The 14547-nt window shown below is 69.6% G+C and carries 13 protein-coding genes and 1 riboswitch; of the genes, 6 read left to right on the top strand and 7 right to left on the bottom strand.

Annotated features, from left to right (window positions below):
• Positions 1-33: 33 nt before the first annotated feature.
• A riboswitch (cobalamin riboswitch) is annotated at positions 34-170 on the bottom strand.
• Between the two features lie 142 nt (positions 171-312).
• The 3 genes from mctP to HA039_RS10860 all read right to left on the bottom strand — a co-directional run bounded on the left by mctP (position 313) and on the right by HA039_RS10860 (position 3109).
• Positions 313-1956 carry a monocarboxylate uptake permease MctP gene (gene mctP, locus HA039_RS10870; protein WP_167027343.1) on the bottom strand — a complete coding sequence of 548 codons (1644 nt, stop codon included), beginning with the start codon at positions 1954-1956 and terminating at the stop codon, positions 313-315.
• Positions 1953-2246 carry a DUF3311 domain-containing protein gene (locus tag HA039_RS10865; RefSeq protein ID WP_208298585.1) on the bottom strand — a complete coding sequence of 98 codons (294 nt, stop codon included), beginning with the start codon at positions 2244-2246 and terminating at the stop codon, positions 1953-1955. The genes mctP and HA039_RS10865 overlap by 4 nt, the downstream gene beginning before the upstream one ends.
• A gap of 98 nt (positions 2247-2344) precedes the next feature.
• Positions 2345-3109 (bottom strand): GntR family transcriptional regulator, encoded by a 765-nt coding sequence (locus HA039_RS10860; protein ID WP_167036583.1) that lies wholly within the window; start codon positions 3107-3109, stop codon positions 2345-2347.
• A gap of 281 nt (positions 3110-3390) precedes the next feature.
• Here HA039_RS10860 and HA039_RS10855 point away from each other — a divergent pair, with 281 nt between their 5' ends.
• The 4 genes from HA039_RS10855 to HA039_RS10840 all read left to right on the top strand — a co-directional run bounded on the left by HA039_RS10855 (position 3391) and on the right by HA039_RS10840 (position 8296).
• Positions 3391-4674, top strand: a complete 1284-nt coding sequence (locus HA039_RS10855; RefSeq protein WP_167027311.1) for an extracellular solute-binding protein — start codon at positions 3391-3393, stop codon at positions 4672-4674.
• A gap of 132 nt (positions 4675-4806) precedes the next feature.
• A complete protein-coding gene (locus HA039_RS10850) occupies positions 4807-5829 on the top strand; it encodes a carbohydrate ABC transporter permease (protein WP_167027308.1) in 1023 nt (340 codons plus the stop codon).
• Between the two features lie 68 nt (positions 5830-5897).
• Positions 5898-6716 (top strand): carbohydrate ABC transporter permease, encoded by an 819-nt coding sequence (locus HA039_RS10845; protein ID WP_243870056.1) that lies wholly within the window; start codon positions 5898-5900, stop codon positions 6714-6716.
• An 8-nt stretch (positions 6717-6724) separates the two neighbouring features.
• Positions 6725-8296, top strand: coding sequence for a glycoside hydrolase family 3 protein (locus HA039_RS10840; protein WP_167027305.1), 1572 nt, complete (start codon positions 6725-6727; stop codon positions 8294-8296).
• A gap of 130 nt (positions 8297-8426) precedes the next feature.
• On the opposite strand, the gene nagB is transcribed toward HA039_RS10840, so the two are convergent.
• Complete coding sequence (nagB, locus tag HA039_RS10835) at positions 8427-9209, bottom strand: glucosamine-6-phosphate deaminase (RefSeq protein WP_167027302.1); 783 nt, start codon at positions 9207-9209, stop codon at positions 8427-8429.
• Positions 9210-9683: 474 nt separating this feature from the next.
• Between nagB and HA039_RS10830 the strand changes: the two genes are divergently transcribed.
• Positions 9684-11180, top strand: coding sequence for a sensor histidine kinase (locus HA039_RS10830; protein WP_208298786.1), 1497 nt, complete (start codon positions 9684-9686; stop codon positions 11178-11180).
• A 193-nt stretch (positions 11181-11373) separates the two neighbouring features.
• Here HA039_RS10830 and HA039_RS10825 read toward each other — a convergent pair whose 3' ends face one another.
• Both HA039_RS10825 and HA039_RS10820 read right to left on the bottom strand, forming a co-directional pair.
• Positions 11374-11631 carry a WhiB family transcriptional regulator gene (locus HA039_RS10825; protein WP_004937597.1) on the bottom strand — a complete coding sequence of 86 codons (258 nt, stop codon included), beginning with the start codon at positions 11629-11631 and terminating at the stop codon, positions 11374-11376.
• A gap of 315 nt (positions 11632-11946) precedes the next feature.
• Positions 11947-12915 (bottom strand): diacylglycerol/lipid kinase family protein, encoded by a 969-nt coding sequence (locus HA039_RS10820; protein WP_167027296.1) that lies wholly within the window; start codon positions 12913-12915, stop codon positions 11947-11949.
• An 85-nt stretch (positions 12916-13000) separates the two neighbouring features.
• On the opposite strand from HA039_RS10820, the gene HA039_RS10815 reads away from it, so the two are divergent.
• Positions 13001-13456 carry a hypothetical protein gene (locus HA039_RS10815; RefSeq protein WP_341830013.1) on the top strand — a complete coding sequence of 152 codons (456 nt, stop codon included), beginning with the start codon at positions 13001-13003 and terminating at the stop codon, positions 13454-13456.
• A gap of 99 nt (positions 13457-13555) precedes the next feature.
• Here the strand turns inward: HA039_RS10815 and HA039_RS10810 are convergent, their stop codons facing one another.
• Positions 13556-14470: an RNA polymerase sigma factor SigF gene (locus HA039_RS10810; RefSeq protein WP_208298584.1), complete on the bottom strand. Its 915-nt coding sequence runs from the start codon at positions 14468-14470 to the stop codon at positions 13556-13558.
• Positions 14471-14547: the final 77 nt, after the last annotated feature.

Genomic DNA, 14547 nt, shown 5'->3' with positions numbered 1-14547 from the left:
CGAGGCCCGGACGTCCTGGCATCCGGTTCGGTCGAGCCGGATGCGTTGCCGGCAGGTATTCGGACTCACGGGTATGACAAAGCACACCACAGCAGACCGTTGCGGGACAGTTCCGGATTCACACCGGATTCCCCTGCGTCGACAACGAGGTCGAGCATACATCTGGGGGGCGCACGATGAGGCACCCCCTAGATGTAGTGTCGCGCCCCGTTTCGCCCCCGTGTGTCGGAAGCGGGAAGGCGGGCCGCCCGGAGTCCGGGCGGCCCGCCTTCCGCCGTACGTCGGCGCCCCTCGGCGCCCGTCAGCGCACCCTCAGCGCACCGGGTCCGGGTCCGACGGGGTGGTCGGGGCCAGGGGGAGGTCCTTCTTGACGCCCGGGTCGCCGATGTCCGCCGTGTAGTCCGACGGGGTCGTCTCGTCGATGCCCTCCGGGGCCTTGAGCGCCTTCATGACGAACGTCAGGACCACGCTCACCACGAGGTTCAGCACGAAGGCCGTCAGGCCGATGTAGCCGATCTCGCCGATCCCGGGGATCTCCTTCGACGAACCGCCGAAGTGCGCCTGCGTCGGGCTCGCGACGCCGTACGCGGCGATCGTGCCGTACAGCATGCCCACCGCCCAGCCGGTGAGCAGCGCCCACCGGTGGAACCAGCGGGTGAAGAGCCCGCCGACCAGCGCCGGCATCGTCTGGAGGATCCAGATCCCGCCCAGCAGCTGGAAGTTGATCGCGACGGTCTTGTCCATGGTCAGGACGAAGGCCAGCGCCCCCACCTTCACCAGCAGCGACACCAGCTTGGAGACCTTCGTCTCCTGCGCCGGGGTCGCGTCCGGCCTGATGAAGTCCTTGTAGATGTTGCGGGTGAACAGGTTCGCCGCCGCGATCGACATGATCGCGGCCGGCACCAGCGCGCCGATGCCGATCGCCGCGAAGGCCACGCCCGCGAACCAGTCGGGGAACATGTTCTCGAAGAGCTGGGGGATCGCCAGCTGCCCGTTGTCGACCTTCACCCCGGCGGCGATCGCCATGAAGCCGAGCAGCGCCAGCAAGCCCAGCATCAGCGAATACAGCGGCAGGATCGTGGTGTTGCGCCGGATCACCTCGCGGCTGCGGCTGGAGAGCGTCGCCGTGACCGAGTGCGGATACATGAAGAGCGCGAGCGCCGAGCCGAGCGCGAGGGTCGCGTACCCCCACTGCTGGGCCTCGCCCGGCGCGAGCGCGCCGCGTGGCGCCCCGGTCGCCGGGTTCTTCTGCGCGAACGCGTCGCCCGCCTTCGCGAAGATGTCGTCGAAGCCGCCGAGTTTGATCGGGATGTAGATGATGGCCACGATGATCACCAGATAGATCAGGGTGTCCTTCACGAACGCGATCAGCGCGGGTGCCCGCAGCCCCGACGAGTACGTGTACGCGGCGAGCACCGCGAACGCGATCAGCAGCGGCAGGTCCTTCACGAACCAGTTGGTGTCCTTGCCGCCGCCGACGCCCATCACGTCCAACACGGCCTGGATGCCGACCAGTTGCAGCGCGATGTACGGCATGGTCGCGAGGATCCCGGTGACGGCGACCGCCAGCGAGAGCCCCTTGGAGCCGAACCGGCCCCGGACGAAGTCCGAGGTGGTCACGTACCCGTGCTTGTGCGACACCGACCACAGCCGCGGCAGGAAGGTGAAGATGAGCGGGTAGACGAGGATCGTGTACGGCACGGCGAAGAAGCCCGCCGCGCCCGCCGCGTAGATCGCCGCGGGCACGGCCACGAAGGTGTACGCCGTGTAGAGGTCACCGCCGAGCAGGAACCAGGTGACCCACGTGCCGAACGACCGCCCGCCCAGGCCCCATTCGTCGAGGCTCTGCTCGTTCTCGGCCCGGCGCCAGCGCGCCGCGAGGAACCCCATGACCGTGACGGCCAGGAAGAAGAAGATGAAGACGCCGAGGGCGACGCCGTTCACACCGTCGTTCATCGCGAGCCACCGCCCTTCCCGGATCCCGTACGGGCGCGCTGGTCACGCTGCCACAACTGGTGGGCGACCATGGTCAGTACGGCCGACACGACGACCCACAGCATCTGGTACCAGTAGAAGAACGGGATGCCGATGAACGCCGGGTCGGTCTTCGCGTACGAACCCACCCACAGCAGCGCCACGAAGGGCGCGACCAGACAGAGCGCGATGACCACGCGGACCGGGGTGACCACGGGGGGAGGGGGGCTCCCCCCGGGTCCTGACGGTGCTTCTGGAGGTGCTTCTGACATGCGCGCTCGTCCCCTCACTGCTCGCCGTTCCACTGATCGCCTTTGCAACGCGCAGGAAATCTAGGGGACGGCCAGGGCCGAGGGAACCCCCCGGCCGGTCAGTCGGTCGGCCGGCGCAGCCTCGCCACGAACTTGTAACGATCGCCCCGGTAGACCGACCGCACCCATTCGACCGGTTCGCCGTGGCCGTCGATCGAGTGGCGGGACAGCATCAGCATCGGCAGACCGACGTCGGTGCCCAGCAGCCCGGCCTCCCGCGGCGTGGCGAGCGAGGTCTCGATCGTCTCCTCGGCCTCCGCGAGGCGCACGTCGTACACCTCGGCCAACGCCGTGTAGAGCGACGTGTACTTGACGAGCGAGCGGCGCAGCGCGGGGAAGCGCTTCGCCGACAGGTGGGTGGTCTCGATGGCCATGGGCTCCCCGCTGGCGAGCCGCAGCCGTTCGATCCGCAGGACCCGCCCGCCCGCGGTGATGTCGAGCAGCCCGGCGAGCGTGTCGTCCGCGGTGACGTACCCGATGTCCAGCAACTGGGACGTGGGTTCCAGCCCTTGGGCCCTCATGTCCTCGGTGTACGAGGTGAGCTGGAGGGCCTGGGAGACCTTGGGCTTGGCGACGAACGTGCCCTTGCCCTGGATGCGTTCGAGTCGTCCTTCGACGACCAGTTCCTGGAGCGCCTGCCGAACCGTCGTTCTCGACGTGTCGAACTCGGCGGCGAGAGTACGCTCGGGGGGAACAGGTGTGCCGGGGGCCAGTGTCCCCGTCATGTCGAGCAAGTGCCGCTTGAGACGGTAGTACTTGGGCACGCGCGCCGTGCGTACGGGAGTCGTGGCCTCGGACTCCGTACCGCCGCCGTCCGTGGCCATGGCCTGCCTTCCCGACTGTGCTGCTGCCGTCACCGGCTCCTCCGTCTGTCGCGGCTCACATGGTGGCACGGACCGCTCACGGGTCGTCGCCCCTCCTCAGGTGTCGGTCCGATAACGGACGCGACTGTCCTTCTTATACACCCTTGACACCCCCAAAGGTCTAGGCCAAGCTCCCGGTACTGGTCTAAACCATTCAAGGCCAAGCCCCCGACCCCACAGTCACTACTAGTCGTATGGCTTCGCGGTGGGCAGCAGTTGCAGGCATCCCTGAGGAGGGTGGCGTGAAGCGCAAGCTCGTCGCGGCGATAGGTGTCGCGGGCATGATGGTCAGCATCGCCGCATGTGGTTCGGACGACAAAGGTAGCGACACAAAGGCCGGCGGCACCAAGAACCTGACCGTCTGGGTCATGGACGGCTCCGCTCCCCCAGCCTGGATCAAGGGCGTCAACCAGGAGTTCGAGAAGGCCCACAAGGGCGTCAAGGTCAAGGTCGAGATCCAGCAGTGGAACGGCATCCAGGAGAAGGTCACCACCGCCCTCTCCGAGGACACCCCGCCGGACGTCCTCGAACTCGGCAACACCCAGACCGCGGGCTACGCGGTCACCGGCGGTCTCGCGGACCTCACCGGTGACAAGGCGGCGCTCGGCTACGACGGCTGGAACAAGGGCATGCTGGCCTCCACCGAGCTGGACGGAAAGCTGTACTCCGCCCCTTGGTACGCCGCCAGCCGCGTCGTCGTCTACGACAAGGCCGTCTTCAAGAAGGCCGGGGTGACCCCGCCCACCACGCGTGACGAGTGGATCGCCGGCCTGAAGAAGATCCAGGCGTCGGACAAGAAGGTCCAGCCGATCTACCTGCCCGGCCAGAGCTGGTACGTGTACTCCGGCTTCGTCTGGGACGAGGGCAGCGACCTCGCGGTCAAGGACGGCGACAAGTGGAAGGGCAACCTGGCCTCCCCCGAGGCCACGGCCGCCATCAACTTCTACAAGGAACTCCAGTCCTTCTCCACCGCCCCGAAGGACAAGGACGAGGCCACGCCTCAGCAGTCCACCGACGTCGTGCCCAAGGGTGGCGTCGCGTCCTGGATCGGTCTCGGCTGGGAGGCCGGCGGCGCGATCGACGCGATGAAGAAGGCCGGCAAGACCGCCGACTTCGGCTACTTCCCGATCCCGGGCAAGACCGCTGACAAGCCGGGCTCCGTGTTCTTCGGCGGCTCCAACCTCGCGGTGGCCGAGCGCTCCCCGAACAAGGACCTCGCCAAGGAGTGGCTGGCCCTCGCCGCAGGCAAGGCCCAGATGGCCGAGTACGCGAAGGTCACCGGCGGCGCCCTGCTGCCGAACAACGACGCGTCGCAGTTCGCGCCGCCCGCGGGCTCGTTCGCCGAGGCCATGGCCAAGTCGGCGCCCGTCGGCAAGATCACCCCGGTCACCCCGGGCTGGGCGAACGTCGAGACCGCGCCCAACCCGATCAAGGACTACATGACCAAGGTCCTGAACGGCGAAGACCCGAAGAAGGCCGGCGAAGCGGCCGACAAGGTCATCGACGAGCGCCTCAACCAGCAGTAGTCGTCACGACCCGGTGGTGCGGGCGGTGTTCTGCACCGGCCGCGCCACCGGGTTTTCGTTCGTGCAAGCGGCCCGTCGTCCGCGGGTCGCGCCCCGGCGGGCGCGGGAGCCCCAGAACCGCGAGGAAAGACCATGACCGTGCACTCCCAGGGAGCGGTGTCCACCGCCCCCGAGGACGCGCCCGGAAGGGCGGCAGGGGAGTCGACGACTCCGCCTCCCCCCACCGGATCCCAGGAAATCCACACCCCTCCACGCGGTAGACGCTCCCGGCTCGGCGGGCTGGTGCCGTACCTGCTGATCGCCCCCGCGGTGATCTCGATGGCGGTGCTGCTCCTCTATCCGCTCGTCAAGAACGTGATCCTCTCCTTCCAGCAGGTCAACCGGAAGGAACTGATCACCCGGGTACCCGAATGGGTCGGCTTCGACAACTACACGGAGCTGCTCAAGGACCCGGACTTCTGGACCGTCGTCCTCCGGAGCCTCGTCTTCACGGTCGCCAACGTCCTCCTGATCATGGTCATCGGATCGCTGATCGGCGTGCTGCTCAACCGCCTCGGCACCAAGATGCGCCTGGTCCTCTCGCTCGCCCTCATGCTCGCCTGGGCCATGCCCATCGTCGCCTCCGTGACCGTCTTCCGGTGGCTGTTCGACGAGCAGTTCGGTGTCGCGAACTGGGTCCTGCGGAGCCTCGGATTCTCCGGCTACGAACAGCACAACTGGTTCGAGACCGGCTTCTCCACCCTCGTCATCGTCACGCTGCTGATCGTGTGGGGCTCGATCCCCTTCGTCGCGCTGAACATGTACGCGGGTCTCACCACCATCGGCAGCGAGCTCTACGAGGCCGCGAAGATGGACGGCGCCAACGGCTGGCGCACCTTCTGGTCCGTGGTCTTCCCGAACCTCAAGCCCTTCTTCATGATCACCACGTTCCTGGAGATCATCTGGGTGTTCAAGGCCTTCGCCCAGGTGTACGCGATGAACATGGGCGGCCCGGACCACGCGTCCGAGACCCTCCCCGTGTACGCGTACATCACCGGCCAGGGCCTGTTCCGGTACGGTCTCGCCGCCGCGATCTCCGTACTGACCATCGTGATGCTGATCGCCATCATGTCCTTCTACTTCCGCCTGATCCTGAAGCAGGAGGAGGAGCAGTGAGCACCACCCTCACGAAGGCGCCCGCCGACGCGGCCCCCGAGGCCCCCGCGGTCCGCAACAAGAAGCCCCTGCGGGCCGGCGCGATCGCCAAGAACGGCGGCGCGCTCCTCATCGCCCTGGTCCTGATCTTCCCGGTCTACTGGATGTTCGCGTCCTCGCTGAAGCCGCAGAGCGAGATCCTGACCAAGGACCCGGTCTTCCTCTTCACCCCGACCTTCGACAACTACACGAAGGCGACCGGCGTCGACCTGTTCTGGACGTACGTCACGAACAGCCTGATCGTCACGATCGGCGCGGTGCTGATCTCCCTCGTCGTCGCCCTGGCGGCCGCCTTCGCCATCGCCCGGATGAAATTCCGCGGGCGCAAGGGCCTGGTGCTCGGCATCATGATGGCCCAGATGGCACCGTGGGAAGTCATGGTCATCGTGGTCTACATGATCGCCCGTGACGGCGACTACCTCAACAGCCTCGGCACCCTGACGGCGATCTACTTCGTCATGGTCCTGCCCTTCACCATCTGGACCCTGCGCGGCTTCATCGCCGCCGTCCCGGTGGAGCTGGAGGAGGCCGCCCTGATCGACGGCTGCAACCGCGGCCAGGCGTTCATGAAGGTCATCTTCCCGCTGCTGGCCCCCGGCCTGATGTCGACCTCGCTCTTCGGCTTCATCACCGCCTGGAACGAGTTCGCGATGGTCCTGATCCTGAACAAGGAGAAGGAGTCGCAGACCCTGCCGCTCTGGCTGACCCAGTTCCAGACCGCCTTCGGCAGCGACTGGGGCGCGACCATGGCCGCGTCCACGCTCTTCGCCCTCCCCGTGCTCCTCGTCTTCGCCTTCCTCCAGCGCCGCGCCGTCGGCGGTCTGACGGCCGGCGCGGTGAAGGGATAACACCACCCATGACCACACTCCTGAGCGGTACGGACACCCTCACCCGCGACGCGCTCGCCGTCCTCCAGCCCGGCTTCGCCGGGGACACCCCGCCGGACTGGGTCCTGCGCCGGATCGGCGAAGGGCTGTCCTCGGTCGCCCTGTTCGGCCGCAACATCCGCACCCCCGAGCAGATCTCCGCGCTCACCACCCGCCTGCGGGCCGAGCGCGACGACCTCCTCGTCGCCATCGACGAGGAGGGCGGTGACGTCACCCGCCTGGAGGTCAGGCACGGCTCGTCGTTCCCCGGCAACTACGCGCTCGGCACGGTCGACGACCTCGACCTCACCCGGGCCGTCGCCAGGGAACTGGGCCGCCGCCTCGCCGCCTGCGGCGTGAACTTCAACTGGGCGCCCTCGGCCGACGTCAACTCGAACCGGAACAATCCGGTCATCGGGGTACGGTCCTTCGGCGCCGATCCCGACCTGGTGGCCCGGCACACCGCCGCCTACGTGGACGGTCTCCAGAGCGCCGGCGTCGCCGCCTGCGCCAAGCACTTCCCCGGCCACGGCGACACCGCGGTGGACTCGCACCACGCGATGCCCCGCATCGACGTGGACTTGGACACACTGCACGCACGTGACCTGCTGCCTTTCCGCGCGGCCGTCGCGGCGGGTTCCAAAGCGGTCATGAGCGCGCATATCCTGCTTCCCGCGCTCGACCCCAACCGCCCGGCGACGCTGAGCCCGCAGATCCTGCTCGGCCTGCTCCGTGAGGAGCTGGGCTTCGAGGGACTCATCGTCACCGACGGCATGGACATGGAAGCCATCGTCGCCACGTACGGGATCGAGCGCGGCTCCGCCCTCGCGATCGCGGCGGGCGCCGACGCGATCTGCGTCGGCGGCGGCCCGTCGGACGAGGGAACCGTACTGCGGCTGCGCGACGCGCTGGTCGCGGCGGTACGGGACGGCGAACTGCCCGAGGAGCGACTGGCCGACGCGGCCGCGCGCGTGCGCGCCCTCGCCGACTGGACGCTCCGGGCGCGGGGGGCTGCGGAGCCGGGCGCGGAGCCACAGGAGGGGACCGCGCCCGGCACCACAAGCGTGACCCTGAGCGCCCCCGGAGCCACCGGCGACGCCCCGGTCGGCCTGGTCGCCGCGCGGCGCGCGCTGCGGGTCACCGGCCCCGGCAAGCCCCTCGACGAGGCGCCGTACGTCGCCGCCTTCACCCCCGTCGCGAACATCGCCGTCGGGAACCAGACCCCGTGGGGCGTCGCCCCGGAGCTGGAGCGCCTGCTGCCCGGCACCGAGACGGGCGCGTACAACAGCGCCGGGATCGACGGTACGGACACCGCGGCGCTCACCGGCAAGGTGCTCGCCGCCGCCGGTGACCGGGTGATCGTCGCCGTCGTACGGGACCTGCACCGGCACGCGTGGATGGCGGACGCCCTGGACGCGATCCTCGCCGAACGGCCCAGCACGGTCGTCGTCGAGATGGGCGTGAACGAGGCGGAGCCCAGGGGAGCGCTGCACATCGCGACGCACGGCGCGGCGCGGGTGTGCGGCACGGCGGCGGCCGAGGTCATCGCGGGCCGCGCCTGAGGAGCTGAGTCCCGGCCGGTGCCGTTGTCCTGGCCGGGACGGAAATGACGAGTGCCGGACCACCCCTCGCGGGCGGTCCGGCACTCGTCTTCGTACCCGCTGCGGCGCCCTCGCGCCGGGGGCCGGGGGCCTACAGACCCTGCCAGTCCGGCTTGGCGGCGTAGGTGTCGCGGAAGTAGTCCGCGAGCTTGAGCTTGGACGCGGCCGCCTCGTCCACGACCACGGTGGCGTGCGGGTGCAGTTGCAGCGCCGAGGCCGGTACGAGGGCGGCGACCGGCCCCTCGACCGTCTGGGCCACGGCCTCCGCCTTGCCCTCGCCGGTGGCGAGCAGGATCAGGTGGCGCGCTTCGAGGATCGTCCCGATGCCCTGGGTGATCACGTGGTGCGGGACGTCGTCGATGCTGTCGAAGAAGCGCGCGTTGTCCTCGCGGGTCTGCCGGGTCAGCGTCTTGATGCGGGTGCGCGAGGCGAGCGAGGAGCACGGCTCGTTGAAGCCTATGTGCCCGTCCGTGCCGATGCCGAGCAGCTGGAGGTCCACCCCGCCGGCCTCGGCGAGCGCGCGGTCGTACGCCTCACAGGCCGCCGCGACGTCCTCGGCCGTGCCGTCCGGGCCGAGGAAGGACTCCTCGGAGAGGCCCAGCGGGGCCACGACCTCGCGCAGGACCACCGAGCGGTACGACTCGGGGTGGCCCTGCGGCAGCCCCACGTACTCGTCGAGCTGCGCGATCCTGGCGCCCGAGGCGTCCACCGCGCCGGACTTCACCAGGCCCGTCAGCGCCTGGTAGATGGGCAGCGGGGTCGATCCCGTGGCCACACCGAGGAGGGCGTCGCGCTTGCGGCGCAGCAGCGCGGCGATGGTCTCCGCGATGAGTTCGCCGCCTGCCGTGGCGTCCTGGACGATGACAACTTCCACGCTGGGCCTGCCGATCTGAGGATGGGACTTTTTGTGGTATAGACCAATCTAGCAGAGGGGTCGCGCGGCTCAAGGGGGTCACGCGCCCCAAGCGGTCGCGCGGCTCAAGGGGGCCGTGGGCGGCGGGGCGGGGCCTCCCGGGCGCGGCCCGGGCCCGGAAACACCCGCGGGCCGCGGCGCCGCGACGGGACCCTCAACCCGTCCGGCACCGCAGCCCGGAGTTACTCGGCCGGCAGGTGTGCGGTCCCGCGCGGCCGTGGGAGAGGTCTCGGCGCAGTCAGGGCAGAGAGCGCCGGGTACCTCGTTCCGCGCTCCTGTGCGGGGAGCGCGGAAGCTCTTTACCGAATCATTGTGGACTAGACCATTCCGCCCTGTCCATGCATTCGGGCAGGCGATTTCCGGCCCTTGAGCGCCCGGCGCCGCTCGCGGTTCGTCCCGGTTCCCGCCGCGGGTACGCTCGCCTGTGTGCCCTCCATGAACGACCTCGTCCGCCAGCACACCGCCCTGAGTGAATCCGACCTCGAGTGGCTGCACCTGCTGGTCTCGGAGTGGCAACTGCTCTCCGACCTGTCCTTCGCGGACCTCGTGCTCTGGGTCCCCACCAGCGACGGCACGCGGTACGTCTCCGTGGCGCAGATGCGCCCCAACACCGGCCCCACCTCCTACCAGGACGACATGGTCGGCCACCTCGTCCCCCGGGGCCGCAGACCCCTGCTGGACGCCGCGCTGGACGAGGGGCGGATCGTCCGGGAGGGCGACCCGGAGTGGCGGGAGGAGGTCCCCGTACGGGTCGAGTCCATCCCCGTACGCCGGGACGGCCGCGTCCTCGGCGTCATCGCCCGCAACACCAACCTGCTCACGGTCCGCACGCCCAGCCGGCTGGAGCTGACCTACCTCCAGTCCGCGTCCGACCTCGCCCAGATGATCGCGGCCGGCTCCTTCCCGTTCCCCGGGCAGCAGGTCGACATGGACGCCTCGCCGCGCGTCGGCGACGGACTCATCCGCCTCGACGCCGACGGCGTCGTCCAGTACGCGAGCCCCAACGCCCTCTCCGCGTATCACCGGTTGGGACTGGCGTCCGACCTGGTGGGACATCACCTCGGACGGACGACCGACGAACTGGCCCCCGCCCGCGGCCCGGTGGACGAGGCCATGGTCAAACTGGCCAGCGGGTACGCCCCCCGGGAGACCGAGGTCGAGGGCAGCGGCGGGGTCATCCAGCTGCGCGCCATCCCGCTCAAGCCCAAGGGCGTCCGGATCGGTTCGCTGGTCCTGTGTCGTGACGTGACGGAACTGCGCCGCCGCGAGCGCGAGTTGATCACCAAGGACGCCACGATCAGGGAGATCCACCACCGGGTCAAGAACAACCTCCAGACGGTCGCCGCGCTCCTCAGGCTCCAGGCCAGGAGGATGGACTCACCGCAGGGGCGGGAGGCCCTCAACGAGGCCGTACGGCGCGTCGGTTCGATCGCCATCGTGCATGAGACGCTGTCCCACAATCTGGACGAGCGGGTGGAGTTCGACGAGATCGCCGACCGGGTCCTCGCGATGGTGGCGGAGATCTCCCCCGGGGTGGTCGCCTGCCGGCGGACCGGACGCTTCGGGATCCTGGACGCCGAGGTCGCCACCCCGCTCTCGATGGTCCTCGCCGAGATCCTCCAGAACGCGCTGGAACACGCCTTCGCGCCGGGCGAGGCCGGCCGGGTCGAGGTCTCCGCCGTCCGCAGCGGCGAACCGCCCGCCGCGAAGCGCGGCGAAGGGGTGCGCTCCGACGCCCGGTTGCTGATCACCGTTCAGGACAACGGGGTCGGACTGCCCGAGGGGTTCGACCCGCAGCGGACCGGGAATCTGGGGCTCCAGATCGTACGGACCCTGGTCGAGGGGGAGTTGGGCGGCGCCTTCGACATGGTGCCCAACCCCGGGGGCGGCACCCGGGTGGTCCTCGACATACCGGTGGAACCGCAGAAGTAGCCGCGGGGATGGGGCCGTTCGGCTCGGTTCGACCCCGACAAGCATCGAGCCCCGGACCGTGGTGACGGTCCGGGGCTCGGTTCGAAGCTCACATTGCGATGCGCATCGGGGGGTACTGCGCGCTGCGTTTCGGGGGCGGGGCCGTGCGCACTCTCTGTGCGCTCCGCCTGGCCGGGGCTCGTTGCGGGGTGCTTCAGGCGGTCGCGTTACGCGCCCGGTTGCGAGCGGCGCGGCGCTTCATTGCGCGGCGCTCGTCCTCGCTGAGGCCACCCCAGACACCCGAGTCCTGGCCGGACTCGAGCGCCCACTGCAGGCACTGCTCCATGACGGGGCAGCGACGGCAGACGGCCTTGGCTTCCTCGATCTGCAGCAGCGCAGGACCGGTGTTGCCGATGGGGAAGAAGAGCTCGGGGTCTTCCTCGCGGCAAACGGCGTTGTGACGCCAGTCCATGGCTGCTACCTCTCTTGGTGTGACGAACATGTTGCTTGTGAATGTGAACGCTTTCACGAATCCCCCGACAAGGGAAGGGCCGACCGCCAGACGAGCTGGTGTGGTCCTTGAATGAGGAGGGGTTCTGGTTCTCAGGGAGGCCGGTGTTGCGGGCCGTCCCGATCGCCATGTAGAGATTCGCAAACCTCGGCGGCGGATACAACCCCTTCTGGAAAGTTTTTTTTGATTCCTCGGTGACGACTCCGTCACAGCCGTACTTCCATGGGGTGGATGCCAGCCTAAACGTTCGAGTGGAAGGACTTTGGGTCCCTTCACTCACACAATCACACGCAGTGCACGGCGAACGCCTGTGAACGTCACACTGGTGCGCAGTCCGAGGTGGTCGCCGTCCATCTGGAAGGGCAGGCGCGCCTTGGAATGCAAGGTGAAGTCGGTCAGGTCGTGGAGTGCCACGGCATGGCGCCCGTGAGGCCCTTTTTCGGGGGACGAAGTGAGCAATTGGGTCGCGTACCGCGCCACCGCCGAGGGGCCCAGACTGTTCAGCCCGAGCACGTCCAGCGCCGTGTCGAACGAGGCGCCGGGGGACGCGTACAGCGGACGATTGCCCAGGTAGGAGTAGGGGGCCGTGTTGCAGACTATGGACAGGACGAGGTCCGTCACGGGGTCCTCGCCGGGGCGGTCCAGGGTGATCGTCCCGTGCCGGCGGTGGGGTTCGTCGAGCAATTGCCGTACCACCTGGCGCACATAGAGCGCGTGCGTGGATCTTTTCCCGCGCTCCCTCTGTTGTTCGACCCTTCCGACGACTCCCGCGTCGAATCCGAATCCGGCACAGAAAGTGAACCATCGTGACGGAACCGATTCGTCCTCCGTGCCCGGAGTCCCGGCCGCCAGTCCCAGACCGACCGTACGTTCGCTCTGCCGGGCGAGCGCGTCGAGAATCGCGCCGGTCGCCTCGACCGCGTCATTGGGGAGTCCGAGCGCGCGGGCGAACACATTGGTCGAGCCGCCGGGAACGACCGCGAGACGCGGCAGCCGGTCCGGGTCGGGGCCGTGGTGGAGCAGCCCGTTCACGACCTCGTTGACCGTGCCGTCGCCGCCGAGGGCGACCACCAGTTCTATGTCGTCCGACTCGGCGGCCCGCCGGCCCAGGTCCCGGGCGTGCCCGCGGTACTCGGTCGTCACGGCCTCCAGCTTCATCTTGCTGGCGAGCGCGTGGATCAGTACGTCACGGGTGCGGGCACTGGTGGTGGTTGCTGCCGGATTGACCACGAGGAGTGCGCGCATGGTCAGCAGATTACCGGCCGGGGGGCGGCCGGGTCGCCTCGGGACGGCGGGCGGCGGGGGAAGGGGCGGCGGCTACGCTGCTGGGGTGAGCAGCAGCAGTGAGAAGACCGGCCCCGCGTCCGCCCCCTTGACCGCCCCGCGGCCCCCGCGCCTGGTCGCACTGGCGGCGCTCTGCGGGCTCGAAGCCCTCGCGCTCCTCGGCGCCGGCGGGTACCTGCTGGTCATGGGCCTGCTGGGGCGCCCCGACAGCCCCCGGGAGGCGGAGGCGGGCGGCCTGACCGTGATCGTCCTCGGCCTGCTCCCGCTGCTCGCGGTCCGGGGCCTGCTGCTGCGGCGGTCCTGGAGCCGGGGCCCCGCGATGATCATTCAGATCATGGCGCTGCCGGTCGCGTGGACGCTGCTCCAGTCGTCCGGCGCCCGCATCCCGTTCGGCATCGCGCTCGCGGTCGTGGCCGTGGCGGGCCTGGTCCTGCTGCTCCACCCCACGACGACGGCGGCGCTGGGCATCGCCCCCGGCGCGCGCACTCCGGCCGACGACTGAGCGCCCGGCCCCGCCGGCCGGCGGGCGACGCGCCCACCCGGCCCCGGAGGGCGGGTGGGAGGCGCCTCGGAGCCGTACCGCTTCCTGTTCGTGCTTGTCCTACTCCTCGACCAGCAGGCGCTCGCGCAGCTGCGCCAGCGTCCGGGCCAGGAGGCGGGAGACGTGCATCTGCGAGATGCCGACCTCCTGCGCGATCTGGGACTGCGTCATGTTGCCGAAGAACCGGAGCAGCAGAATCCGCTTCTCCCGCGGCGGTAGATCCTCCAACAGGGGCTTGAGCGACTCCCGGTACTCGACGCCCTCCAGCGCCTCGTCCTCCGAGCCCAGCGTGTCCGCCACCGCCGGCGACTCGTCGTCCGTGTCCGGGACGTCCAGCGACAGCGTCGAGTACGCGTTCGCCGACTCCAGCCCCTCCAGGACCTCTTCCTCCGAGATGCCCAGCCGCTCGGCCAACTCGTGGACCGTGGGCGACCGCCCGTGCTGCTGCGACAGCTCCGCCGTCGCCGTCGTCAGCGACAGCCGCAGCTCCTGGAGCCGGCGCGGCACCCGCACCGCCCAGCCCTTGTCGCGGAAGTGCCGCTTGATCTCCCCGACGACCGTCGGCGTCGCGTACGTCGAGAACTCGACGCCGCGCTCCGGGTCGAACCGGTCCACCGACTTGATCAGGCCGATCGTCGCGACCTGCGTCAGGTCGTCCAGCGGCTCCCCGCGATTGCGGAACCGCCGCGCCAGGTGCTCCACCAGCGGCAGGTGCATCCGCACCAGCTGGTTCCGCAGGTCCGCCTTCTCCGGCGACCCGTCCGGCAGCTCCCGCAGCGTGACGAACATCAGCCGCGCACCGCTGCGGTCGTGTGGATCGTGCTGCTTGTGCTCGGTGTGCTGTTGCTCGCTCATAGTGGCCGCCCGCTCTGCCTGCGCCTGCTCCGCCGCGGCCTTCTGGCCGTCAAGCCCGTCCTCCGGGTGGGGACGGGCCTGCTGCTCCGGGATGCCCGCGGGGGCGAGCAGGGGCTCCACCGGAGCCCCGTGCCCTCCTCGCGGTCCCGCCGGCCGGGATCCTTCCGGCCGCGCCTCCCGTGGGATGCGCCCCTCGT

Source organism: Streptomyces liangshanensis (assembly GCF_011694815.1).
Lineage (GTDB): Bacteria > Actinomycetota > Actinomycetes > Streptomycetales > Streptomycetaceae > Streptomyces > Streptomyces liangshanensis.
Note: the sequence above shows the minus strand (reverse complement) of the source record. Positions and strands in the feature narration are given on the sequence as shown.